This is a genomic window from Streptococcus infantis, assembly GCF_047463635.1.
Lineage (GTDB): Bacteria > Bacillota > Bacilli > Lactobacillales > Streptococcaceae > Streptococcus > Streptococcus infantis_W.
This window is the reverse complement of sequence record NZ_JASHDL010000001.1, coordinates 246,397-271,718: the sequence shown is the minus strand read 5'-3', so window position 1 is coordinate 271,718 and position 25,322 is coordinate 246,397. Positions and strand designations below refer to the sequence as shown.

Annotated in this window: 24 protein-coding genes and 1 pseudogene; 2 read left to right on the top strand and 23 right to left on the bottom strand. The window is 37.3% G+C overall.

Features of this window, described 5'->3' with window-relative positions; genetic code table 11:
• Positions 1-84 precede the first annotated feature (84 nt).
• Positions 85-432: a thioredoxin gene (locus QM867_RS01295; protein WP_414294909.1), complete on the top strand. Its 348-nt coding sequence runs from the start codon at positions 85-87 to the stop codon at positions 430-432.
• 35 nt (positions 433-467) lie between these two features.
• On the opposite strand, the gene QM867_RS01290 is transcribed toward QM867_RS01295, so the two are convergent.
• From QM867_RS01290 to efeO, 21 genes and pseudogenes are all read right to left on the bottom strand, one after another.
• Entirely contained in the window at positions 468-3,722 is a 3,255-nt protein-coding gene (locus tag QM867_RS01290) for a DEAD/DEAH box helicase family protein (RefSeq protein ID WP_414294910.1), read from the bottom strand.
• Positions 3,723-3,744: 22 nt separating this feature from the next.
• Positions 3,745-4,695 (bottom strand): Abi family protein, encoded by a 951-nt coding sequence (locus QM867_RS01285; RefSeq protein ID WP_248034296.1) that lies wholly within the window; start codon positions 4,693-4,695, stop codon positions 3,745-3,747.
• Between the two features lie 110 nt (positions 4,696-4,805).
• A complete protein-coding gene (locus QM867_RS01280) occupies positions 4,806-6,707 on the bottom strand; it encodes an Eco57I restriction-modification methylase domain-containing protein (RefSeq protein WP_248034297.1) in 1,902 nt (633 codons plus the stop codon).
• A 73-nt stretch (positions 6,708-6,780) separates the two neighbouring features.
• A complete protein-coding gene (locus tag QM867_RS01275) occupies positions 6,781-7,035 on the bottom strand; it encodes a type II toxin-antitoxin system RelE family toxin (RefSeq protein ID WP_248034298.1) in 255 nt (84 codons plus the stop codon).
• A gap of 1 nt (position 7,036) precedes the next feature.
• Complete coding sequence (relB, locus tag QM867_RS01270) at positions 7,037-7,279, bottom strand: type II toxin-antitoxin system RelB family antitoxin (RefSeq protein WP_248034299.1); 243 nt, start codon at positions 7,277-7,279, stop codon at positions 7,037-7,039.
• An 89-nt stretch (positions 7,280-7,368) separates the two neighbouring features.
• Positions 7,369-8,178, bottom strand: coding sequence for an MBL fold metallo-hydrolase (locus QM867_RS01265; RefSeq protein ID WP_248034300.1), 810 nt, complete (start codon positions 8,176-8,178; stop codon positions 7,369-7,371).
• Between the two features lies 1 nt (position 8,179).
• Positions 8,180-9,529 (bottom strand): cell wall metabolism sensor histidine kinase VicK, encoded by a 1,350-nt coding sequence (gene vicK, locus QM867_RS01260; RefSeq protein WP_248034301.1) that lies wholly within the window; start codon positions 9,527-9,529, stop codon positions 8,180-8,182.
• On the bottom strand, positions 9,522-10,226 hold the full coding sequence (yycF, locus tag QM867_RS01255; RefSeq protein ID WP_075231732.1) for a response regulator YycF: 705 nt from the start codon (positions 10,224-10,226) through the stop codon (positions 9,522-9,524). The genes vicK and yycF overlap by 8 nt, the downstream gene beginning before the upstream one ends.
• A 64-nt stretch (positions 10,227-10,290) precedes the next feature.
• Complete coding sequence (mutY, locus tag QM867_RS01250; protein WP_414314970.1) at positions 10,291-11,454, bottom strand: A/G-specific adenine glycosylase; 1,164 nt, start codon at positions 11,452-11,454, stop codon at positions 10,291-10,293.
• A gap of 384 nt (positions 11,455-11,838) precedes the next feature.
• On the bottom strand, positions 11,839-12,750 hold the full coding sequence (locus QM867_RS01245; protein ID WP_061863015.1) for a bifunctional riboflavin kinase/FAD synthetase: 912 nt from the start codon (positions 12,748-12,750) through the stop codon (positions 11,839-11,841).
• A 65-nt stretch (positions 12,751-12,815) separates the two neighbouring features.
• Positions 12,816-13,802 carry a dihydroorotate dehydrogenase gene (locus tag QM867_RS01240; protein WP_083301286.1) on the bottom strand — a complete coding sequence of 329 codons (987 nt, stop codon included), beginning with the start codon at positions 13,800-13,802 and terminating at the stop codon, positions 12,816-12,818.
• The gene (locus QM867_RS01235) at positions 13,765-14,565 is read right to left on the bottom strand and encodes a dihydroorotate dehydrogenase electron transfer subunit (protein ID WP_075231735.1); all 801 of its coding nucleotides are present in this window, start codon (positions 14,563-14,565) and stop codon (positions 13,765-13,767) included. Before QM867_RS01235 ends, QM867_RS01240 begins: the two co-directional genes overlap by 38 nt.
• A 250-nt stretch (positions 14,566-14,815) precedes the next feature.
• Positions 14,816-15,505 carry a sugar phosphate nucleotidyltransferase gene (locus QM867_RS01230; protein ID WP_075231736.1) on the bottom strand — a complete coding sequence of 230 codons (690 nt, stop codon included), beginning with the start codon at positions 15,503-15,505 and terminating at the stop codon, positions 14,816-14,818.
• Positions 15,506-15,517: 12 nt separating this feature from the next.
• Positions 15,518-16,396 carry a DMT family transporter gene (locus QM867_RS01225; protein WP_075231737.1) on the bottom strand — a complete coding sequence of 293 codons (879 nt, stop codon included), beginning with the start codon at positions 16,394-16,396 and terminating at the stop codon, positions 15,518-15,520.
• Complete coding sequence (locus QM867_RS01220; protein WP_414314969.1) at positions 16,386-17,261, bottom strand: choline/ethanolamine kinase family protein; 876 nt, start codon at positions 17,259-17,261, stop codon at positions 16,386-16,388. The genes QM867_RS01225 and QM867_RS01220 overlap by 11 nt, the downstream gene beginning before the upstream one ends.
• 99 nt (positions 17,262-17,360) lie before the next feature.
• A pseudogene (locus QM867_RS01215) lies at positions 17,361-17,441 on the bottom strand (2-C-methyl-D-erythritol 4-phosphate cytidylyltransferase); the annotation flags it as partial.
• Positions 17,442-17,741: 300 nt separating this feature from the next.
• The gene (locus QM867_RS01210; RefSeq protein WP_414314968.1) at positions 17,742-17,909 is read right to left on the bottom strand and encodes a twin-arginine translocase TatA/TatE family subunit; all 168 of its coding nucleotides are present in this window, start codon (positions 17,907-17,909) and stop codon (positions 17,742-17,744) included.
• On the bottom strand, positions 17,893-18,624 hold the full coding sequence (gene tatC, locus QM867_RS01205; protein WP_414314967.1) for a twin-arginine translocase subunit TatC: 732 nt from the start codon (positions 18,622-18,624) through the stop codon (positions 17,893-17,895). The genes QM867_RS01210 and tatC overlap by 17 nt, the downstream gene beginning before the upstream one ends.
• Positions 18,624-20,312, bottom strand: coding sequence for an FTR1 family iron permease (locus QM867_RS01200; RefSeq protein ID WP_414314966.1), 1,689 nt, complete (start codon positions 20,310-20,312; stop codon positions 18,624-18,626). The genes tatC and QM867_RS01200 overlap by 1 nt, the downstream gene beginning before the upstream one ends.
• Positions 20,287-21,501 (bottom strand): iron uptake transporter deferrochelatase/peroxidase subunit, encoded by a 1,215-nt coding sequence (gene efeB / locus QM867_RS01195; RefSeq protein WP_315639088.1) that lies wholly within the window; start codon positions 21,499-21,501, stop codon positions 20,287-20,289. The genes QM867_RS01200 and efeB overlap by 26 nt, the downstream gene beginning before the upstream one ends.
• A 5-nt stretch (positions 21,502-21,506) precedes the next feature.
• The gene (gene efeO / locus QM867_RS01190) at positions 21,507-22,379 is read right to left on the bottom strand and encodes an iron uptake system protein EfeO (RefSeq protein WP_414314965.1); all 873 of its coding nucleotides are present in this window, start codon (positions 22,377-22,379) and stop codon (positions 21,507-21,509) included.
• 182 nt (positions 22,380-22,561) lie between these two features.
• On the opposite strand from efeO, the gene QM867_RS01185 reads away from it, so the two are divergent.
• Complete coding sequence (locus QM867_RS01185) at positions 22,562-22,861, top strand: YbaB/EbfC family nucleoid-associated protein (RefSeq protein ID WP_000981533.1); 300 nt, start codon at positions 22,562-22,564, stop codon at positions 22,859-22,861.
• A gap of 46 nt (positions 22,862-22,907) precedes the next feature.
• Here QM867_RS01185 and QM867_RS01180 read toward each other — a convergent pair whose 3' ends face one another.
• Both QM867_RS01180 and QM867_RS01175 read right to left on the bottom strand, forming a co-directional pair.
• Positions 22,908-24,671, bottom strand: coding sequence for a glycerophosphoryl diester phosphodiesterase membrane domain-containing protein (locus QM867_RS01180; protein ID WP_414314964.1), 1,764 nt, complete (start codon positions 24,669-24,671; stop codon positions 22,908-22,910).
• An 8-nt stretch (positions 24,672-24,679) separates the two neighbouring features.
• The gene (locus QM867_RS01175; protein WP_311523492.1) at positions 24,680-25,270 is read right to left on the bottom strand and encodes a 3'-5' exonuclease; all 591 of its coding nucleotides are present in this window, start codon (positions 25,268-25,270) and stop codon (positions 24,680-24,682) included.
• Between the last annotated feature and the right edge of the window lie 52 nt (positions 25,271-25,322).

Below are 25,322 nucleotides of genomic sequence, written 5' to 3'. Positions count from 1 at the left end.
TCTCATCTTTTTTTCGTATCAAATCTAAGCAATTTTAGAAACTTTATGGCATACTAGACATATCAATGAAAGCGAGGTAATCTCATGGAACAATTTTTAGATAACATCAAAGACCTTGAAGTCACTACAGTTGCGCGTGCGCAAGAAGCTCTTGATAAAAAAGAAACTGCAACCTTCTTTATCGGTCGCAAAACTTGCCCTTACTGCCGTAAATTTGCTGCTACATTGTCAGGTGTCGTAGCTGAAACTAAAGCTCACATCTACTTCATCAATAGTGAAGAACCAAGCCAACTCAATGAGTTGCAAGCATTCCGCTCACGCTGCGGAATCCCAACTGTACCAGGCTTCGTTCACATTGCTGATGGACAAATCAATGTCCGTTGCGACTCTTCTATGTCAGCACAAGAAATCAAAGAATTTGCAGGCTTGTAAAAAAGATATAAAAAAGAAGGTCAATGCCTTCTTTTTTAATTATTTTCAAAATAGGAATCAACCAACTCCTGAATCCTTCCTTCTTTAGCAGCAGGAATGGTATCTTCTAAAACAAAGTTCTTTCTACTAATATCTTGGGAGAGATTTCCAAAGATAAAATTAGTGGAAATGTTGTAGATAATTTCTGAAGGCGCAAATCCATAAACTTGATTTTCTAGGATATGTTTTAAGCGTTCTTCAGGATTTGGAAAGGCTTCTTGCATACCTACGCTATTATAGAGACGTTTAACCAATTCTGCAATATAGAGGCCTGATTTCATATACAAATCAATAAATGTCTTAGATGAATCATCAAAGATTCCTGGGTTTTCTTTTTCAAGATCATCCACCATTCTCTTTACCACTCGTTTAGGAGTGAAAATCTGATTGGTTTTCTGCGGTGGAATATAGTCAAAAATATCTTCTTTCTGATCTTTAAAATAATCTGCCAATTCCTCTTTCTTACGAAGAAATTCTTGAATGGCTTCATCAAACGTTGCTCGATCGAATAGATGTCCTGTAAAATCTTGCCCACCATCTCTCAAATATCTAAATTGATCAATCGTAATCCCTGTTACTTCATAAAAAACATGTTCAGGAACAAAGGTGTCAAAATTATCAAGTGTTAGAGATGGATCACCATAGGCCATAATAAAACTAGGAATTGTTCTTGCAAATCCTCGAAGGTGATCACGAATCTCATCCTGAGCGGATTGTTTCAACTGCTCCACACGTTTTATCTCAACTTGTTCGATAAATTTCTCAGGCATTTTTTCCACTTCTTTTTTGAGTGTTTGTTCTAATTTTTCTTTGTGAATGAGATTATTTTCTTCTAAACGTTTTTCAAGAACTTCTTGAATCTTATCTTTCTGTTCCTTATCATTTGTTTCCTTGAGCTGTTGTTGCAACTCTTCCTTGATATGAGCTTCAGAAATTTTACGTTCTATCTCATTTTTTCGAACTTCATTCTCAAATGTTTTGGAAATTTCTTTCTTGATTTGGTCTGTTTCCCGAGTTTTCAGATCATATCCAGCTTTCAATTCCCCTACTATCACTGAAGAAACTGTCTTGCTCAAGTCATTGACCAGCTGTTTTTGAGTTTTGTCTTCATTCTCAGTGACCAACTCTGTAACTGACTCACCCAGCGCATAAACTTTTTCACCAAAAAGTCGCATCTGCTGATTAACTACGATTTCATGGTCAACTACTGCATTGCCCTCATCATCGACTGTAACATCTGAAAAGTCTAGTAGTGCAGAAGGTGTTTGTAACTTGCCTTCCTTTTCAACTGGAAGCTCATTTAAAATATCTAGAACGGTTTGACTAGCTTGGAAAATGCCGCTGATATTATCAAATAAGAGATTGGACATAAAGCCTCGTTTGAGGACTTCTCTAGCTTTTATCTGACGAGGTATGGTTAGAACCGCCTTGGCATCAATTTCAACCATCTTACCTGCACGGTCTTCTGCTATAACAGGGAAGAAATTTAGTAATTCTCTAATATTTTCTTCACGAGTTGCGGAAGTTCCTCCACCTCCAGCAGTTGCAAGAGATAAGTTATTGGCAAACTCATCGAAGAGAATCAAGGTTCTTTCTGGCGCAAAGTCAAATACATAGGCTCTTTCTTTGCGGAAGTGATTTCCTTTGTTATCACTCCATGAATATGGATTCTGAGCACGAAAGGCAGCCTGCATATAGAGAGCAGGTGATTTCAAGTTTGATAACATCAATACGCCTGTCCATTCAGGGATAGTCACACCTGTCGTCAACTGACCGACTGATAGGGTAATGGTTTTGTCATTCTCTGCTATCGCTTTTCTAACCAAGTCTAAGGATTTGAGTTTGACCTTATCATCTTCCTCTGACATACGTCCGTCACCAGCAGCTAGAACAATCTCATAATTTTCATAGATGGGGTGTTCTTCTAGTAGTGCTTTTAAGGCCTTAGCTGAGGCTACACGCTCCAACAACCAAAAAGTATGCTTGAGTTCGTTCCGAAGTTCTTTGGTTGAAAATGGATACTTTTCATTGCTTGATAGAGTATCTAACCAATTTATAACATCTTGTTCATGGACAAATTTCCCTTTATCATCTGTAGCGAAAAATTCACTCAAGTCAAAAGCATAATCGATATTTTCACCATCTAGTTGAGCACCTTTTTCTAGCTCTTCACCAATCATCTGGGACATTTGATAGGTAAAGAGATTCAACTGAGGCAAGCTTTCATATGGATTTTCCTCTTCTTGTTCAGGAGACCAAGTAGATTTGGCAGACTGTTCATCCGCATAAGACCAGTTATAGATCTGCTCCTCTGTAAAATCTCCCTTAGCTAGTGCCTTAAATGGAGTTCCAGAAAGATGTAAAGTAAAATTCCGACGAATCTTGTTAAAGGCTTGATCTGTCTTAAAAGTATCAACTCCTTCATGAGCCTCATCGATGACCAACAAATCCCAATGTAGGTCAGTTACCCATTTGAGTTTATTATGCTCTCCACCTAGATAAGCAGAACCTTTCAAGTCTTGAAGACTGATAAAAGCAAGTTGTCGTACATCATCATCTAAAAGGCCAACAAATTCTTTTCGTGACAATGTTGGACGATTTTTAAGGCTATCTGACTCTGAAACAAACTTGTAAGTCGTTTGACCTGCTATGAATGTTTCGAAATCATCATACCACGAATTAGCAATGGCAGGTCTGTTTGTTACAATCAGGACATTGACAGCTTCCATCCGACGAGCTAGGTCATAGGTAGACAAGGTCTTACCAAAGCGTGGCTTGGCATTCCAGAGGAACTTACCTCCTGGGTGATTCTTGAAATAAGCTACCGTTTTAGCAACTGCTTCTTTTTGCTCTTGTCGCAGAGTATAGTCCTGTCCTTGGCCGGGCTGATACCCTGACAAATCATGCTGAACAAACTTATCAAAAAGATTTTTAGATTTTTCAGGAGTTCCATTAAAGTAAAACCATTCCGTCTTAGGACGACGCTCCACATCATGGAAAGAAAGGAAATGGTGGAAATCATGATCCTTAAAAGTTTTTCCTTTATCAGGTTCTTCCGTATATGCTGCAGCAGCCGTCCATAAGATATCTGTATCTATATGAGCAGTATGCGTTTGTTCTTTAATCCGTTGCGTTACATCACGCTCCGTATAACCAATCTTAATCCAGCCCTCATTACTGGTTACAGTCGGTGTAGTGTAAGCATAGATTTTAGGATCAATTTTCTTTTTTGTTTTAATCTCAACTGACATACGTGTTCCTTTTAAAATGAAATTAGGCTAATTTTTCCAACTCAGTTAAGTCGATTCCCATAGTCTTTAAAATGTCGTTAAATACTACTGTTTTGAATTCATCAGCGTACTGTTTAAATAAATGCATCAAAGCTTTATATAATCTTTGAAAATCTTTTTTATCAAGTACAACTTTTAAAAATAGAATGACCACTATGAAACGTTTATTATCATATCTGCTAATCCCAAAATGATTTGCTATCTGGGAAACTCTGACACTTCTTAAATTAACATTATACAGTCGTTCATCATGTGCACAGATATTTCTAACTAAGTTAACCACTTTCAAACAAGCGCTTAAATCTGCACTAGAAAGTCTAAATGTATGATCTTTATTTTGTGTTCTGTACTTGTCTGTATAAAACTTTGCAATGATATTCTTCATGCTATCCGTTAAAATATTGTAAAAATTAGCAATGTTTCCCATCGTAAGAAAATTAACCAAAACCCAAAGTGGGACTTCTCCATGCTCTTCAATGTAGTGCTTAATAGCCCCTGTCCTATCTACCTTATCATGAATAGTCTTTGTTAAGATAGAGATTTGTTGAAGAACCTTTTTAGGGTCATTATCGACAAAATTTGCAATATCTAAATAAGCATTCTTCCGAGAATATTTTTTGGAAAATTCATATGCAATCGTAGTTTTTATTGAGTTTTCGAATATCAATAAATATTTCAATAATAATATTCGTAATTCCCTGTCAAATAAAAATAGGGCTTTGAGTTCGTTAAAATGAGTATCTTCTTGATAAAGTTCAGGCTCAACAGGGAGATTATTGCTATCCTTTACTAAAAATAAATCTTTGTAGCCGTTTATAACATTGTAATAATTTTCTTGTTCTAAAAATCTCTTTGGTTTGCCATTCGTTGGGACCACAACTCCCCTATTTCTTAAAATCGTTAATTGTTGATTGAATGTTTTATGTTCCTTCAAACTAATCTCCTATAAAACAAAAAGGGTCAGGGCATCGTATGCTTCCTGACCTAATCCTATGCAATCTATTATAGATCATTGGGCGCTATATGTCAAATAAAAGTATTTTTCTAGTCCATCTCCCTTACATGGGTCTCAATAAAGGCAATTTCCTCAGGGGAAAGGTCATATTTTTGATAGAGCTGACGGTCAATGTCAGCCACTGATTGTGTCCAATCAATGTCCGAATTGACCGTAAAGTCTTGGAGTGGGACTTTAGCCCACTTATCACGTGTATTATCCTGAGTAACTTTTAAGACAGCGAGTAATACTCTAGCAAATTTACTCTTTATATATTTTAAACAGTTTAATGCTTCCTCTTGACTACTAAACTGACCAATCGAAATGTATGTTTCAGTAAAAGCTGAAAGAGGTTCTATAACAAATGGTTCTCCTATCAAAATTACAGAAGTGTTATTATTCGCAATGCCAGTTCCATACGCTTTTGGTAGTATAACTCTCCAATTCTCATGACCTAAAGGTTTGTTTATATAATCACTTTGTATATATCTATACACTCGATTGTTTTGATATCTACCATATACCTTAGTAAAATTTTCTTTCTTTTCATTAATCGAATCAAAGAAAATTATGTCAGTAAATTTATCAAATGCACCTGTACCAATATCATTTTTATGCCCCTTTGATTGTATACTTTCAATCTGAGGAAAATCCAAATGCGCTTTTTCTGTTAATCTATAGATACCTCTACCTGAAATAATATTATTCAAAGTTGATGGAGTGTTACTTTCTACTTTCTTTGAAATACTATTTAGCTCCGGATGACTGGTAAAGGAGCCTATAGGCCCAGAAATTTTATCTTCATTCCTATATAGAATTACAACACCTCCAGAAATGCCAACACCCGGAAATACTTTTGATGAGTCTTGCTCATAGAAAACAACCTTTAATTTTTCGTCTTCAAGCATTTTCTTATTCCATTTTTTAGGAGTAGATCCTGCATTAAATAGAAAACGAGCAGGGGTAATAAGTAGGTATTTTTTTGAAATCTCTTCAGCAGAGTCATAAAATAAATTATATATAGCATCATCACGAGCAGATGTCCCACTATCTATTTGATACGGCGGATTTCCTATCACGACATCAAATTTCATTTCACTTTCCTCACTAGATAGGCGCTCAAAACCTATCATCTTATTCTTTTTCCAGTCTTTGATTTGGGTTTTAGATTCTACTGCTTGTTCTACTTCCAGCTCATCTGAAAACAAGCTTAGCTGTTGAGATTGCTTTTGTGTACCTGAGTAAGGACTGATTTTATTCAATCCGTCCATCTGAAAGACGTTATAAGAGATAATGGTTGCAATTTCTTTCTTTTGCTCTAATGTTGGTTGATTTCCAGTCTTAGCTAGATAGTAATCCTCAAAGGTTGCTAAAAGATTTTCACGCGCCAAAAGCAGGGAATCTCCTTGATACTCATAGCCATAGGAAGCACGGTAAACTTCTTTTACAAGTTCATAGAAGGTGGCTTCTTCTGTAACCTCACGACTAATGCGCTGTAATTTTCTATCAACAAAACCAACTCGCTCAGACAGTGGAATTTCCTCTCCGGTTACTGTATCATAGCGGGTTACCATATAAGGAGCCTCACCACAGGTAATTTCTAGCCAGCGGACTTTGATATATTCTTCAAGCGCTAGAACTTCAAGTTCAGCTTCCACATAAGCATTTTGCTTTTCAACCAACCATGTAGGCGTAAATACTTCCGCTCGAATCTTGGTTCTATCTTTTTGCTCATACTTAGACTTTTCCGAACGAGGTTGAATCAAGCTTGCATAGGTTCCCGTCACCCTACTTGGAGTGATGCGATCACTTGGAGCAAATCCTTTTCCCAACAATTCATAAGAATGTGTCGCCCAAACAATATTTTTCTTTGTCGTTCGATCTTTTAAAAGAATTTTTAATAAGTCAGCCGACTCCAGAGCCAACTGTTCTTCACTAATATCTATTGTCATAAGCAACCTTTCTTATATTGTAAACCCTATTATATCATATTTTAGAAAATGAAAATTTATTTGGAAAAGAAATTCAAGAATTATCTCTACGATGACCTATTTCTAAAGTAGAGACTATCAGTTCATCATCTACAATGTGCACAATAACTCGATAATTACCAATCCGGTACAGCCATTGCCCACATGGATTCCCCACCAAAGCTTTCCCATGCCTTCTTGGATCCTCTAAAACGTTATTTTCTAGATACTTTTTAATTAGTATCTGCGTATAACGATCTAATTTCTTTAGTTGTTTGATAAATCGTCTTGTTGGAACTAGCTTATACAAGTTAATCTTCCTCCAGACCTAGATTATGCATCATTTCTTCCCAAGTAATGGGTTTAAGTCCTTTTTCCAAGTCTTCTAAATGCTCTTGATAAGCTAAATCTGCTACACGAGCATCATATTCATCCTCTAAAGCTTCTAAAGTTTTTGTTCGTATCAACTCGGATAGAGAAACTCCTTCAAACTTAGCCATGGCTTTCATAAATGTTTTATCTGCTTCGGAAACTTTTAATGTAATAGTCGGCATGTTTCTTCTCCTAGAATTATTGGTAATACCATTGTATTACTTTTTAAGAACCCAGTCAATATAAAAAGAACACCTCTCGGCGTTCCTTTCTATATATCAGTCAGTGGTGTTGCGGTGTCTGGTGAAGTATCGTAAACTTGAAAGTCTACTCCTACTCCCAGATCTGCCTGAGCTAACTGATTGACCATGGTCATGTGGGCCAGTTCCTTGATATTATTTTCCTTGGACAAATGGCCTAGGTAAATTTTCTTGGTACGATCACCTAGTGTGCGAATCATGGCGTCTGCTCCATCCTCGTTTGAGAGGTGACCAAGGTCAGACAGGATGCGTTGTTTGAGTCGCCATGCGTAGGATCCTGCTCGTAGAATTTCCACATCATGATTTGACTCGATCAGATAGCCATCTGCATTCTCGACAATGCCAGCCATACGGTCACTAACATAGCCCGTATCCGTCAGCATGACAAAGCTCTTATCATCCTTCATAAAGCGATAAAACTGGGGCGCGACTGCATCATGACTCACACCGAAACTCTCAATATCGATGTCACCAAAGGTTTTGGTTTTCCCCATCTCGAAAATATGCTTTTGAGATGAGTCAACCTTACCAAGATACTTACTGTTTTCCATAGCCTGCCAGGTTTTCTCATTGGCATAAAGATCCATTCCGTACTTACGAGCCAGAACGCCCACGCCATGGATATGGTCTGAATGCTCATGCGTAATCAAGATAGCATCCAAATCCTCTGGTTTACGATTGATTTCACTCAAGAGGCTTGTAATTTTTTTGCCAGAGAGTCCCGCATCTACTAAAATTTTCTTTTTTGGTGTTTCCAAGTAAAATGAATTTCCACTGGAACCCGATGCTAAAATACTGTATTTAAAACCGATATCACTCATTCTAGTCTTCTAGTTCATCCTCCCAAATCTCTTCTTTCACGGCATCCTTATCGTATGGAAGTACGATAGTAAAGGTAGATCCCTTGCCATATTCACTCTTGGCCCAGATAAAGCCTTTATGTTGCTTGATGATTTCCTTGGCGATAGCCAATCCTAGTCCTGTTCCTCCTTGAGCACGACTTCTAGCCTTATCAACCCTATAAAAACGGTCAAAAATCTTTGGTAAATCTTCTTTAGGAATCCCAAGTCCTTGATCTGAAATAGATAAAATCATCTGATCATCTGTAGTTTTCATGTTAACAGTGATTTTTCCACCATCTGGTGAATACTTGATAGCGTTATTCAGGATATTGTCAATCACCTGGGTCATCTTATCTGTATCAATCTCAATCCAAACAGAAGTAATCGGATAATCTCTCACCAACTCGTACTTCTTCTCCTCATCTTGACTTTTCATTTTATCAAAACGATTAAGGATAAAGGTGATAAAGGCCGTAAAGTTTATCAACTCAACATCTAAGTGACTAGTTGCGTTATCAATCCGTGATAGATGCAAGAGGTCCGTCACCATCCGCATCATACGGTTGGTTTCATCCAAAGAAACCTTGATAAAGTCTGGAGCAACTGGTTCTGTCAGCGCTCCTTCGTCCAAGGCCTCAAGATAGGATTTTACACTGGTCAAAGGTGTACGCAACTCATGACTAACGTTCGAAACGAAAAGCCTTCTCTCACGTTCTTCCTTCTCTTGTTCAGTCGTATCATGTAGAACTGCTACTAAACCAGAGATAAAGCCAGACTCTCTACGAATCAAGGCAAAACGAACGCGCAAACTGATATATTCGCCATTAAGATTCTGCGAATAAATCATCAGCTCAGGGCTCTGAGTAATAAGTTCTCTCAGCTCATACTCTTCTTCAATCTTGAGTAACTCTAAGATATTTTGATTAAGAGCATCATCCCTTTCAACTCCAAGTTGTCTCTTGGCCATGTCATTAATCATGATAATCTGACCACGACGATTGGTCGCAAGCACTCCGTCTGTCATGTAGGACAGGATACTATGCAACCTTTTACTCTCTTGTTCCAGATTTTCTTGAGTCAGACGAATGACTTCAGACAAATCATTAAGATTGTTAGTGATATTAGTTATCTCTGAGCTTCCTTGCATATCCAAAACCTGAGAATAATCACCATCAATCAAATCTTTTATTTTCTGATTGATCTGCCTCAAACGAATATTATCACGACGACTCTCAAGCAAGAGAAAAGACACTAACAGAATAAAGCCAATTAAGATGAGGATAAAGATAAAGTCGCTCGTCAAAATTGTTTGTCTAATTACTTCAATCATTATTTCTCATATAATATCCTACTCCACGACGAGTTAGGATGTATTCAGGTCTGCTTGGTGTATCTTCAATCTTCTCACGCAAGCGTCGAATGGTTACATCAACTGTACGGACATCTCCAAAATAGTCATATCCCCAAACGGTTTCAAGAAGATGTTCTCGGGTAATAACTTGTCCAAGATGAGAAGCTAAATGATGCAAGAGTTCGAATTCACGGTGGGTTAGGTCTAACTCTTCACCATATTTCTTAGCCACGTAGGCATCTGGTAAAATCTCCAAATCGCCAATCTGCAGACTTTGTAATTTCGTTTCAGGTTCTTGGCTATCAACTGAGACAAGATCTGTACGACGGAGAAGAGCTTTAACACGGGCCTGTAGTTCACGATTTGAAAACGGCTTGGTTACATAGTCATCCGCCCCAAGCTCAAGCCCGATAACCTTATCAAATTCGCTATCCTTTGCTGAAAGCATGATAATGGGAACACTACTTGTCTTACGAATAGTTTTTGCGACCTCAAGTCCATCAATCTCTGGAAGCATCAAATCCAAGATAATAATATCTGGTTGCTCAGCTTCAAATTGTTCAAGTGCTTCACGACCATTAAAAGCAGTTACAACTTCATAACCTTCCTTGGTCATATTAAATTTTATAATATCTGAGATGGGTTTTTCATCATCTACAATTAGTATTTTTTTCATTTAGTCACCTTTTTCCTTATCTCATTATACCAAAAAAAAGTAAAGAAGACACGCATGACCGATGCTAGCAGCTTCTTTTCAAGTAGGCTTGCCAAATCTTTTGCTGAGGTTTGGCTAGGGGATAATTGATAAATTCTTCTGGACTTAGCCAAAGGACTTCTCTATCTGCATATTCCTTTGTCTCAGCAACTCGGCCTGCAATTATCTGGATATGCCATTTACGATGGCTGAAAATGTGCTTGACCTCTTCAAAACGTAGATCTTGCCACTCAACTTTAAGATCATAGTCCTGTTCAAAACTCTCCTGTGGAGATGGTCCCAGTTCTAGAATCGGCTCCGCTACTTGACTAAAAAGGTCCAAGTCCTGAGTCTGGTCTGAGAATTCATCAACTTCAATCAAAGGAAAATGCCAAAATCCAACCAAGAGATTTTCACTCTCATTCTTTTCTAATAGAAACTGCCCCTGACTATTTTGCACTACAAGAGCCTTTAGATAAATAGGGATTGGCTTTTTCTTTGGAGCCTTAATGGGATAGCGATCCATGGTCCCATGTTGGTAAGCAGCACTGAACTCCTTAACAGGACTCTCTTCTGGTCTTGGATTAACAGGAGCCTCAATATCTGAACCTAAATCCATCAAAGCCTGATTGAAATCACCTGGACGATCAGGATCTATCAGAACTTCCATCATAGCTTGAAATATTTTTCGATTGCTAGGATTTCCAATATCATGATTTACTTCAAACAAACGTGCCAAAACGCGCATGACATTGCCATCTACTGCAGGCTGCGGAAGGTTAAATGCAATACTAGAGATTGCACCAGCTGTATAAGGACCAATCCCTTTTAAACTTGAAATACCTTCATAAGTAGACGGGAACTTGCCTTCAAATTCACTCATAATCTGTTGAGCGGCTGTTTGCATATTGCGGACACGAGAATAATAGCCAAGTCCTTCCCAGGCTTTTAATAAGCGATCCTCAGGAGCATTTGCTAAGCTCTCAACAGTCGGAAACCAGTCTAAAAAACGTTCATAATAGGGAATGACGGTATCAACTCGAGTCTGCTGCAACATAATTTCAGATACCCAGATATGATAAGGATTCTTACTCCGTCTCCAAGGTAAATCACGCTTGTTTTCGTCATACCAAGCTAATAATTTTTGACGGAAAGAGAGAATCTTGTCCTCTTCCCACATGGTCACACTATATTTCTCCAAATCTAACATATTTCTAGTATAGCATAACCTTTTAGGATACTCAAAAAATCAAGATAGACATTGAAGAAAACACTTTTCTATCATAAAAAACAATCCTTATTATTTAAGCAAAATGGAGAAAAGATAGATTCTGTTCATAATACTCTAATTTTTATATAGCTACTTGTCAGTTTTAATTTTAAATGTTGACCTAAGTTAAATATAGTGGATTGAAATAAGATATAAACAAATTGATTAGGGGAGTCAAATCAATTTCTAGCAATTTTTTAGAAGTCGAAATGAACTATTCTTTATTTAGCCTACTATAATAGTTATGATGATTCCCCAAACTTAAGCTAAAAATACAAATAAAAAAGAGTTTGAGAAAATCCCAAACTCTACTATTTTTTGATTTTATTTTCTAGCTATCTTTTCATCTTCTTCTAGTTGTTTAACTAATTGATCAACGCTATCAAATTTCACCATATCACGGATACGGTCCAACCAGGAAACGATGACAGTTTCCCCATAGATATCGTCAGAAAAATCAAAGATATGAACTTCAAAACGCTCTTCTTCGCCATCAAAGGTTTCATTTTTACCTAGACTTGCCATACCACGATAGACTTTTCTTTGAATTTCAACATCAACGGCATAAACACCATCAGCTGGCATATATGTCCGATCCAAGTTGACTAGATTAGCTGTCGGGAAGCCAATAGTTCGACCTCGAGCATTTCCGTGAACCACTACTCCTCTCGTTGGTAAAGGAAATCCCAAAAGTTTGCCTGCTTCTTTTACATCTCCTTCTAGAATGGCTTGGCGGATACGCGTTGAACTAATTTTCCCCTTTTCATCCTCAACTGGTGGAACAATAACCACTTCACCATGGAAGAGTTCTTTTAAATCCTCAGCTGTTTTTCTATCTGAACCAAGAGTATAGTCAAAACCAACTACAATCGTATCTGCCTTTGCTTCCTTGACATAGGTATCAATGAATTCTTGGGCAGTCATATTTGCTACTCGACTAGTGAAATCCATCAAATACAAACTCTCAACTCCAGCTCTCTTCAATCTACGTTCACGTTCACTAGCATACAAAATATGCAATAAATGTTCAGGTGAATATTGATTCAGAGTTAGTTTTGGTGATTCGTTAAAAGTTACTAGAGCTACTCCCTGGCGCTTTTCAGCAGCAATATTAGAAGCTATTTCAAATAATTTTTGATGTCCAAGGTGAACTCCATCAAAATAACCAAGTACAAGGACGTTTGGTCCTGGTGTTGCAATATCTTTTTCTGTTTTAATAGGTACTGTAATAATCATAGTATTTATTATACCAAAAAAATGGCGCTTTCAAAACAATTTAGACTGAATTCAGCACATAAAACTTAAAGTAAACCTTCTTTGACTTCTTTACGGAGTTGCTCTAGACTATCAATACCATATTTGTCCATGACTTTTGGCAGATTTTCGATAATATCTGGACAAGAATATGGGTTGGTAAAGTTTGCTGTTCCGACTCCGATAGCTGATGCACCAGCCAGATACATTTCTAAGGCAGCTTCAGCAGAATCCACTCCCCCTATACCAATGATTGGAAGCTTAGTTGTTTGAGCTACTTGACGGATTAGTTTTAGAGCTACAGGAAATACTGCAGGTCCAGACATGCCACCTATCCCATTTGCAATAATCGGCTTTCTTGTTTTGAGATCAAAACGCATTCCTACAAGGGTATTGATCATGGTGATTCCACTAGCTCCAGCATCTTCTGCAGCCTTAGCAATGGTTACGATGTCAGTAACACTTGGAGTCAATTTGACGTAAACGGGCACTTCTGATGCTTCTACCGCAGCCTTCACCACATCATAGGCCAACTCAGGATCTTGTCCAATTAAAAGTCCATGATTCCCATGATCAACGTTAGGACAAGAGATATTGAGCTCAATGGCTTTCACGTTAGTTGCCTTAGAAATTCCATGAGATACGGCCGCGTATTCTTGTTTTGAAAAGCCAGCAACATTGGCGATAATAGGGAGATTTGGGTATTCTCTTTCAAGCCAAGGTAATTTTTCAGAGAGAACGACTTCTAAACCAGGATTTTGTAAACCAATGGCGTTTAGCATACCTGCTGGTGTTTCTGCAACCCTTGGAGTTGGATTTCCAAACCTGGGTTCTAGGGTAGTCGCCTTAATCATGATAGAGCCTAAAAGGTCTAAATCATAGTATTTGGCATATTCTTGACCAAAGCCAAAACAGCCTGAAGCAGGAATGATAGGATTCTTTAATTCTAAGCCTGGTAGAGAAACTTGTAATCGATTTGTAGTCATGACACTCTCCTTATAAAACAACTGTGCCTGTTTTAAATACAGGGCCATCTTCACACACACGTTGACTAACTGTTTCACTATCAGGCACTTTCAAGACGCAAGCGTAGCAAGCTCCCATGCCACAGGCCATACGGGATTCTAGGGATAGGTAAGCTCTTGGATGGTCGTAAAATGTTTGATTAATGTATTTCATCATACCTGGCGCACCGCATGAGTAGATTGCATCAAATTCTGTGTCAAATTCATTAATCACTACCGATACATTTCCTTTAATACCATAAGATCCATCATCAGTCGTTACAAAGACCTGACTAAATATGGATAATTCATCTTCCAAAATAACAGCATCTTTAGTAGCGAATCCTAGAACTGTTGTGACATCTACACCACGTTCATCTAATTGTTTAGCTACTTCAAGTAAAGGGGGCACACCAATTCCTCCACCGACTAGGAGAACATGACTCTGCTTATCTAAATCAGATAAGTCAAAGCCATTTCCTTGAGGTCCCATAACATCTAAACTATCACCTGGTTTCAAAGTTGAAAAAATTGCTGTACCAGAACCTTCGATACGATAAATAAGATGGCATTGTTTTTTAGCCTTATCTATAGACGAGATTGAAATCGGACGACGCAAGAGATGGGCATCATCAGGTACACGCAAATGTAGAAATTGTCCAGCTTTCATAGCTTCAACCATTTCTCCTTGAAGTACTAGTTCAAAGATTGCTGGTGCGATTTCCTTTTGAGACACTACTTTCATGGTTTCCAAGCGAATAGCACCCATGCGTTTTTTACAATTTGGATTCATACCGTTTCCTCCTTAAATTTTAAGGGGTTCAGAAAAAGAAAAACCTTGCAATCGCAAGGTTTCAGTAAGATACTTACAGAAAAGAATCAAATAAACTGTGTTTATTCGAAGTTTGTGTAATCTATTTTCTATCTGACACCTTGTGAGCCTCTCTGGACTTCCCTTAAAGGTTAAATTTTTACTAGTATACTGTATCAACCCTAAAAAGTCAAGCAAAAATAGGTACGGTGTCTGACGTATTTTAGTTTACTTATTTTTGTGAAGAGAGAATCTTCTCCAATTTTTGATAATCTTTGACACTGTCGATTTCGTAGATAGAATTTTCTTCCAATTCCTCTACGTAAACATCCAGTTCTTTGATATTATCTTTAACCATGTTGTCCCAGTAGAGATCTACAAATTCACCGCTTGCATAGGCTTCATCGATAAATCCAACAATCTTTTCAGCTGTTGGAGCATCCCAGAACGATACACCACTCAAGATGCGTCCATTCTTACTATCGACGATTATATCTTGAACTTTGTAATCTTCTCCGTAAACTAGGAACCATTCATTGTCACAGTCTTCACGATAAACACTGAAATATGTTGAACGCTCGATATCATTACGGAACATATTTTTGAAAAGATAGTTATCCGCATCGATAACGTAGCTATTAGCCAACTCTTCTTTCACCAAGTAAAGTGAGTAAAAATTATTGTAATCAGCAAACTTATCATTAAAGACCAAACGAACCCCGTACTTTTCTTTAAGATAGTCGAATTGTTCTTTTAAATAACCGACAACGATGATAATATCATCAATACCACGTTCTTTTAAAAATTCGATTTGATATTCAACTAAAGGTTTTTCATTAACCTTGACCAAGGCTTTGGGAGTATTTTCTGTCATGGGTCTCAAACGAGTTCCCAATCCGGCTGCTAAAATAATCGCTTTCACGCGTTTTCTCCTTTATTCTTTAATAATAATATAAACACCAGCCATTACGATAAGGGAAGTAATAATGGTCAGTAAATTAAGGGGCGAGCCCAAGAAAATAGCTGCAAACAAAACAGTCCATACTACATAACTCACATTTAGACCAGTAGCTTTTGCCGGCTGCAATCGATTAATAGCCATATAATAGGCTAGATAAGAAATCATATTTGATGCTGCAAAGATAATCAAAAGACCCAACAATTGACCATTTGCTACTTCCGCAAATGAATGATGCGAGAAGAGAACAATGACAAGGTAGGACAAGAAAGATGTGACTTGTCGTATCAAGAGTGCTTCGAGTTCACTGAGTTCACTTTCCATAGCGAATGAGCTCAGAACACTTTCACTTCCCCAAGCAAGCGCACAAATCAAGGCACAGAGTATTCCGATATAGAAGGAATTCACTTGTTCAACCTTGTAGGTCTGAGCAATAATGCCTGCTATGATTAACAAAATACCAAATACTGTATTCTTAGAAATCTTATGCTTTAAGAAAAAGAAAGCGAGAATGACAGATACTGCAGGATAAATAGCTGAAACTGAGGATGCTAATGAACTACCGATATATTTGACCGCATAGAGATTGGCTTGCATCCCAATCGGCCCAGCTAAAAGTGCTCCAATAATGACACTGACATTTCGAATGTTCAAGAAGATTGAAATACGTACTTTACCTTCTTTAAATAAAAGATATCCTAGCAAGATAAAAATACTCAGAAAATCGTGTGCTGCTGCTACTACAAAAGGTGATAGGTCAGTAAATATAGAGAAGATATAGGCACTAATGGTTAAGCCTAATCCCCAGAAGACACCTGAAAGTAGACCAAAAGAAACTCCATTTTTAGTTTTCATATAAATCTCCTTCAGACTCTAATTCTTTTACAGCTCTATTGTAGCGAGAAATTCCATAATCTCCGAAATCTGCACCATTTTCTTCTTTGTAAATAGTCCAAAGACTCCAAATGATGTCCTGCAAGATTTTGTAGATACGAATTTTTTCTCTAGAAACTGAAGTCTTGTCACTCTTATAATGACTTAGAAAGTCTTCTTCCTCTTCTAAAGAAAACTCTGATTCTAGGAAAAGGGCGGCTAAATCCCACATGGGATCATTCATAGATGAATATTCCCAATCAATGAGATAAAGGTGACCATCTGGTCCTTCTATGAAATTTTCAGGAACCAAATCAATGTGACATGATTTCTTATCGATACCAATTTCTTCAAGTTGGTCTTTCAGAGAAAATACTAACTTTCTGACAGTTTCATAGTTCGGATAGTAAATCTCTCCTTGAATCAATGATTCATATTTTTTGATTTCCTCAAAAGGAGCAAACTCTCCTTTTAATTCTTTACCAGAAGCGTGAATGGTTTGTAGAATTGGTGCAATCTTTTCAAATTTGGTTTTAATGATAGTTGAATCAAGTGTCTCAGCATTTTCAATGTATTGATTAACCTTAATTCCTGCTTCAATATCGAAAAGATAATTTTCTACATCTAATTTCAAATCTTTCAACAATTCAAGATTGAACTTCTCATTCTGGCGATCGATTAGTTTATCTGTACCTTTTCCGAAAAACTTAACAATATATTGGTTTGAGCTTGTTTTGACCAAGTAGTTTTGATTGGTCATGCCTCCCAGTTGTTCAACGCTCAGAATATCTTCATCAGTTGATAGTAAAGAGGTAAGTTTTTCCTTAATGTTTTTTTCCACAATCATCCTCCATTATACTTCCCACTTAAAGACTGTCTTAAATGCGGTATTTAAGTCAGTTGCAAAAACTCGGTGAATATCTTTGATTTCTCTGACTGGTTCTTCTAGCTCTAAGCATTGTTTAGGTAAATTACTAATCCCCATGCGCGTGCTGGTTCCACCTGCTAAAATTCCAGCGTAGATCATTTTAATACTCCTTTAGTCTGTTCTTAAAAAAACTCATTCTTTATTATTATATCACAACCTAGCCTTTTATCGAAATAAATACTAGAATTCTCTAGTCAGAAAGAGGGTTGTTACATACTTTTTGGGAAGGTATCTTGAATGATAAAAAGTAGGTTTTCAAATCCATCTTTCCATTAATATAGAGTTCTTTAGAATATTATAGAAAACTTAAAGAAACCTTAAACTAAATAAAAAAGTTGAGATTGTAGCCAGAGATAATTCCAAGCCAACAATTCTCAACTCTATTCAATTATTTTTCGTTTATTTTTCTTCTTGCTCACCAATGCCCTTAACGGATTTCTTAAACTCGGCAAGCATTTTTCCTACTGATTCGCCTAACTCTGGTAAGCGTTTTGGCCCAAAAATCAATAGTGCTCCAAGAACAATGACTATCAAGCCTGGTGCACCAATATCACGTAAGATTCCCATTTTTTTCTCCTTTCCTTTTTCTCTTAATTATCCATTTACTAATAGCGATACTAACCTCATACAAAAGGATTAGGGGAACAGTCATCGCTAAATCGCTAATAAAATCGGCCGGCGTCAATATAACTGCCAATACCAATAAAATGAAGTAAGCATAACGTCTGTAAGTAATGAGTAGGCCAGGCCCAATCAAACCAATTGAGGTTGAGAAAGCAATGATAACTGGCAATTCAAAGATAAATGCTAGTGGTACAGTAGTTTGAAAGACAAAAGCTAGATAATTTTGCGCCGTTAATTGCGTTTCAAATAAGTTTTCACCTAATCCTAGTAAGACCTGAAGTATAGCTGGTGTGACAAAATAAAATCCAAAGGCTAATCCCAAGATAAAACAAAGGAAAGTTGCAGGGATATAAGCAAAAATCGCCCCTGCTTCTTCAGTTTTAAGTGCTGGTCGAACAAAACTCCAGACTTGATAGACCGTAAAAGGTAAGGTAAGGCTAAAGGACATTAAACTTGCTAAACGGAGATAAATCCATAAAATATCATTCGGCCCTAAGACCATCAACTTCTGACTAAAGCCTTGTGTGATAAATTGATAAACCTGATCAGCAAATAATAGTGAAACGCAGAATACTAGAAAGAAGCAAACAACTACTGCTAGCAATCTCTTTCTAAATTCTACCAAATGTTCAATAATTGTCAATTCCTTTTGATCCATCACTTTTCACCCTGTCTAATGGTAATTAGAAAAACTACGAGGATAAAGAGAGTCTGACCTGCTAACCCTTCCCAACTAGGGTAAATTCCCAATATATCAATACTTGGTATTCCTGAGATCAGATGGTTTGGAATCATATTTGTCAACTGTAAGGCATGGATACTGACTCCCGTCATCTTAAAGGCTAAGGCATAAATCATCCAAGTCAGGATAAAGGAAACCTTGTGAGGTAGGAAAAATTGACTGGCCTTGTTCATCACAAAAGCAATCACGACTAAGACTGAGAGGGCCAGAGAAATTCCTAGGACAAAATCAAAACTAGAAATCCTTGGCAGAATCCCCACATAGAATAAAATCGTCTCAGCACCTTCTCGGAATACGGCTAGAAAACTCAGAGCAAACATAGAAAGGAAAGATCCTGTTTTCGTGACAGTTTGCATTTGTGATTCCATAAAAGTATTCCATTTTTTAACAGAAGATTTGCTATGAAGCCAAATACCGATTAAAATCATCATGATAACCGCAAAAATTCCGACTGCACCTTCGATGATTTCACGGTTAGTTCCTGAGGTGACTGCTGGAAAGGCAATCTGTAGGATATAGGCAATTAAAAGACTGGCCACTATTCCCGCAAATGCACCACCATAGACCCACTTGAGGCCCTTTCTCATCTTAGCAGCTTTCAAAGTTGTCACAAGCGCCATGACAATCAAGAGTGCTTCTACACCTTCACGGAGCAAGATGAGCATGGCATCAAATGCATTATAGGAAGCGCTAGTATCAATTTGAGATAGCTCTGCAATCAAGCTAGAAAGCTTTTCTTGATATTCACTTTCCTTTCCCTTAACCATGATGACAGGACTTTCACTTTCAACCTTGGTATAAAGCGAAGGATTGGTTGTACTTACAGAACCTTCGATTGTTGGCCAAATTGTAATAAACTCCTTCATGGTTGCAGCTGCTTCACTATCTTGACCAGCTTGAAATTGGGTCAAAGCCTTCTTTAAAAGATCTATCCCATCCTTAAGTGTCAGATTCGTTGAATTTGTTTCAACTTCTTTTCCATCAACAAAGTTAGAAATGGCTGTCTTCAAATCATCAAAGGATGCCTGAATAGTATCAAAGTTCGTTGGTTCAGTCTCAATGCTACTACGCAGAAAGGAAATTGCTGTTTCCACTTGTCCATAATGAGCTGTACTATGGTCTCGAACCACTGCTTCATTGATGGTCCAGGTTGAATTCATTTTTTTATAGGCTTCTCTTACTGCTTCCAGATCTTGAGAAGCGATTGCCTTGTCTAACGCTTGAAAACGAGGTTCTAAGCGACTTACAAGTTTCTCTTTTTCTGCATCTAGGTCGACTGGATTTTGCTCTTTCTCAAATGTCAAAAGGGCTAAAGAAATCTGAGTTAACTGTTCTTCAGTAATATCACCAGTTAAGGCTAACCTTTCTTGAACTTGACGTCCTGCTTCAGAGTCAGAATTCTCGACTTTCTCGAAATCTTTGGTCATTTCATCGATTAGTTTTCTAGCCTGATCTTGTTTGCCTTCTTTAACAACTTTAGTTGCATCAGCTATTTTCACAAAGTAAGGACTCAAATTTTCCTTAGCTCCTACCGGAAAAATCAACAAGAAGAAACAAGCAAATAGGAGGATAATACTTTTAGGATTCCAATAATTTCTGCCCAATGTAACCTCCCTTCTCTACACCACCAAAACAGGCAAAAAGTCCACTGCCTATATGGGTAACGTATTCATTCATTTTATCCGTAGCACCTAGATTGGTCTGCACCTTAACAAAGTTATCTGGGTCCTTTTGGAAGGAGATAAAGAGCAAACCTGTGTCAAACTGACCTGTCTTTTCATCAATTCCATCAGAATAAGAATACGATCGACGCAAGAGAGGCTTATCCACTTCTTTAGCTAAGCGCACATGAGAATCATCAGGAAGAAGGCTTAAATCAACCTCATCAAATTCGTTCTTCTTGCCAAAGGGAGCGCCACTTTCTTTATAGCGCCCAAAGGTATTTTCTTGTTCCTCGAGATTGGTTCGATCCCAAGTATCTAGGAACATCTGGATGCGCCGAACTGCCATGTAAGAACCATTTTCCATCCAATCCTTACTGTCAGCCCAAACAACCTGATCAAATTCTTTCTCAGTGGTAACATTAGCAGTCCCGTCTTTAAAACCAAAGAGATTACGAGGAGTTTCCATACGATTACCGATAGCTGCAAACCCTGATTGACTCCAACGAAGAGTAACTGCATTTCTCCCTTTTCGGATAAGATTTCTAATAGCATGAAAGGCAACTTGCTCATCATCAGCACAAGCTTGGATAACTATATCTCCACCCGTATACTTTTCTCGTAACTGTTCCTTTGGAAATGGAGGTAAATCTCTGAAAAGTTTGGGACGTTTGTTCTCTAGTTTCATCTTTTCTAGGAAACTAGCCGAAATTCCAAAGGTCAGGGTCAAACGATGAGGATTAAGACCAACTGTTTCTCCAGTATCACTTGGAGGCAAGAGGCTATTGTTACCATCTTTTTTAACCAATTCTCCCTCTACAAGTTTGGCACTATAATCCGTCCAATCCTTAAATAACTGGATGATTTTCTCTTTGTCAGTTGTATGCAAATCTAAAACCACAAAATAAATGTTTTTCTGCATGACAGTTGTAATGCCAGCTTGGTGTTTGCCATAGAAGGCTATTTTTTCATCCCCGTACGAGATTTTCTCCTGACCATCAAGCTTAGGTGCGAAAAAAGCAGAAGCACCAGAGAGTCCAAGTGCGAGACCAGCCCCTCCGATACCTGCTTTTTTTAGAAATTCTCGACGGTCCATTTTTTGTTCAAAAAATTTTTCGCCTTTGTTTGTCATACTACTTATTCTCCACCAAGAAATTTACCCATTTGTGATAATGGTTCACCAAGTTTTGTCACTGCTTCAGACAATTCTTTGGTATCCTCTTTCGTTAAGTCTGTATAGAGCTTATAGTGTTCCTTGTCCGTCATGTGTTTGTCTAACAAACTATTGACAGATTTGAAATCTTCTTCTAACTCTTTAACCAAAGCTACATCTGATTTTTCAAGCAAGGGTTTAAATAGCTGGAAAATCTTCTCAGCACCTTGGATATTGGCACGAAAATCATACAAATCTGTATGAGAATAAATCTCCTCTTCACCAGTAATCTTACTTGTCGCTACTTCATTTAGAAGGTCAACAGCACCAGTTAGCATAATCTTGTAATCAACATCTACAGTAGCAATCTTAGCCTTCAATTCCTTGATGTCATTTACCAGTTGGTCACCATAAGACTCAGTTCCTTTGGTTGTGTTTTCCTCCCAAAGAATGCGCTCGATACGGTGGAAACCAGACCAACCTTCTTCAGTCTTATTTTCATCTAGATAGTCTGCCAAACGAAAGTCAATCTTCACATCAGATTCACCGAAGCTCTCTGCAATCGGCTCTGAACGTTCATAGGACATACGGATTAAAGGGTATGCCTTTTTAGCTTCCTCTAACTTACCATCCTTCAAAAGTTTAACAAAACCTTCTGTATCTGTTAAAAGTTTATCAATCTGTTCTTCCACAAAGGTTTTGTAGTCACTAGTTGCCTTATCCAATAATTTTTGGTTATCTTCTGATAATTTTGCGACCTGAGATGAATCACTTGTAGTTGACGATTGTTCAAAACGAACTGCACAAGCAGATAACAACAATGCCGAAGATAAAAGGATAAAACCAAGTTTTTTCATTAAATACTCCTATTAAATCACGGGAATCCCATTTTTTAAATTTATTATATCATGTTTTTTCTAATTATTCAATAAATTGTCAGAAAATTTAATGTTTACTCCTTTAAAATTAGAATAGACTTTTATAGTTAAAATTGTTAAAATAATAAGGAAAATAATAGAAAAGGAAGCTATATACCACCATGATGAATATGCAAAACATGATGCGTCAAGCTCAAAAACTTCAAAAACAAATGGAGCAAAGTCAGGCTGAACTTGCTGCTACAGAATTTGTTGGCACTTCTGCTCAAAACCTTGTAACTGCCACACTAACAGGAGACAAGAAAGTTACAAAAATTGATTTCAATCCTGCGGTTGTTGACCCAGAAGATATTGAAACTCTATCAGATATGACTGTTCAAGCAGTCAATGCTGCTCTTGAACAAATTGATGAAGCAACTAAGAAGAAACTAGGTGCTTTTGCTGGTAAATTACCATTCTAATAGCATAAAAAGAGGCTGATGTTCAATTCAGCCTCTTTTGTCTTACCTAGAAAGTAAATATTTCTGCTGCTTTCTTGAGAAGCAAGTCCGTATATTCAGGATCTTCCTGAGCGGTTTCAAGCTCTTCTTTAATTCTTTCTAGATCATCTGTTATCATACCATCAACTCCCAAACGTAGGGATTTATCAAAGGATTCCGAACTATTGATTGTCCATACATAGAGTTTTTGTTTTGTATTCCAAAGCTTGGTTACAAAATATTCATCTAAGGTAGAATATTCCATGGTATAACCTGTAGCATTCGTTCTTGGAAAAACGGAATTGTAGGGCAGAATGAAATAGACTGGAATTTCCTTATCATACTGACTTACTTTTTCAATAACATGATAATCCAAAGATTGCATCTGATGCCCATAGACTTTGATCTTTGCCCCATATTGATCTAGAAAATGATCCATCATTTGGGCACTATCTTTTCGACTCGTTTTAATTTCGATCAGCAATTTCTGATGAAGGTCATTGGCACGATTTATATAATCATCAAAGCTGGAAATTTTGGTCTGATAACCATTTTCATAAATATCTAATTGCTTCAACTCATCTAAAGTTAAGTCTTGCGGTGTTACATTTAATCCCGCTAAACTTTTTAGGTTAGCATCATGCATCATGACAAACTGACCATCCTTGGTTTCCTGCACATCCATCTCAACTAAATCTGGTTTTAACTGAGCTGTTTTTTCTAAGGATTCAACTGTATTTTGGACACCATTCCCATTAGAAACTCCTCTGTGAGAGATGACAAGCGGAGGATTGACTACGGGTGCTTCTAGATAAACATAACCCTCAATCGCAAAGAAGACACTGGCGCACCCCATTACACCCCATCTCATGATATGATCTTTCTTTCGTCTTGGCATAATATCCAACTCCTCACCAGTTAAAAAGGAGGTAAACTTAACCAAGAAGTAAGTCAAAGCCATATAGTGGATATTTTTAATCAAAATATAGTTCGAAATAGCAAGAATCAAAGATTCTCGATGTGTGAGACCATCTACTAAAAACTGGCCAACCAATAGTGGGATTAGAAGTAAGTAAAAGAAAAGATTTGTTTTGACAACAATGAGAAAAAGATGCCAAGCGTAAAACCAAAAATGATTCCTGGTTTTTTCTAGACTGTAGACCACAGCATCCTTAACCGTCATCTTTTCAAAAAAGATTTTTGGTAGAACAAAAACCAACTTAACAGAAACGTATAGGAAGAGAATTGACAAGATGATAATACCAAGCCACCATATCCAATACTTGTCTTCCATGTAGGTCTGGATAAAATCAGGTATAACTATTTTATTAAAATAATAAATTTTAAAAATCTTCCTGATAAACGGAAAAATCATAGCGATATAAACGAAGATAAACAAGGCCTTGGAAAGAGTCAGACGTTTCATGAAGGCTATACTTTCACGAAAGACCTTGCGACTATACTCAATCAAGGTTCGTTTTTCATGATAGAGAAGGTGTCGAGCCCCAATGAAGAGAAGACTAATTTGAAAATAGGCTACTAAAAGGTTAATGGCTATTAAGATTAAAAAACCAAAGCTGACTAAAGGCGCATTTTTGATAATCTCAAAAATGTTATTGTAAGAGATAAACAAATAGCCCGTCTGACTGAGTAAAAAGCCTGCTATCAATGAGTTCAATGGCAACCAAATATAATCTACCAGCATGAAGATTAGAAAAAATAGAAAGAGGATTTTATCCAGATTTAGGTAAATCTTTTTAAAACCCAATTTTTTAGGTTTTTCAGGTTTCATAAAACCTCCTAATCAAACAGCTGTGATAAATCTAAACCACCGAAAGGATTAGAGTTTAGACTACTCTTGGAGTCCAGTAATATTCTACTTTCATCAGATTCTAGAAAAGCTTCATAAACACGCGCAGTCATTCGCGCATCCTCTAAACTATTATGAGATTGACCCTTGAATCCAAGAAATTCAGCCACAGTCTGTAACTTGAGATTTGCAATGCCGTGAAGATCAGAACTGCGTCGCTCAAAAGCTTCATCATAGAGATCAACTAGATATTGGCTACTATAATCCAAACCATGCTCCAATAAAATCGGTAAATCACTCTTGGCTGCATTATAACCAATAAGGGGTAACTCACCCACAAAGTCTTGAAAATTCTTAAGTACATCTTCCACCATCGGTGCGTCTTTCAAGGTTTCAGACGTGATACCCGTTAAACCATTGATAAAACTTTTCAAAGGCACATCTGTATGAACATAAGAGTCAAATGCTCCTACTTCTTCACCATCTTTAAAACGGACCGCAGATACCTGAATCAAGTGAGTTTTATCTTGGTGTTTATTAAATTCCAAATCAAATGAAATGTAATCTCTTAATTTTTCCATTTTATCCATCCCTTACTATATGTGTAAAAAGAAACTACTTGGTTATACCTAG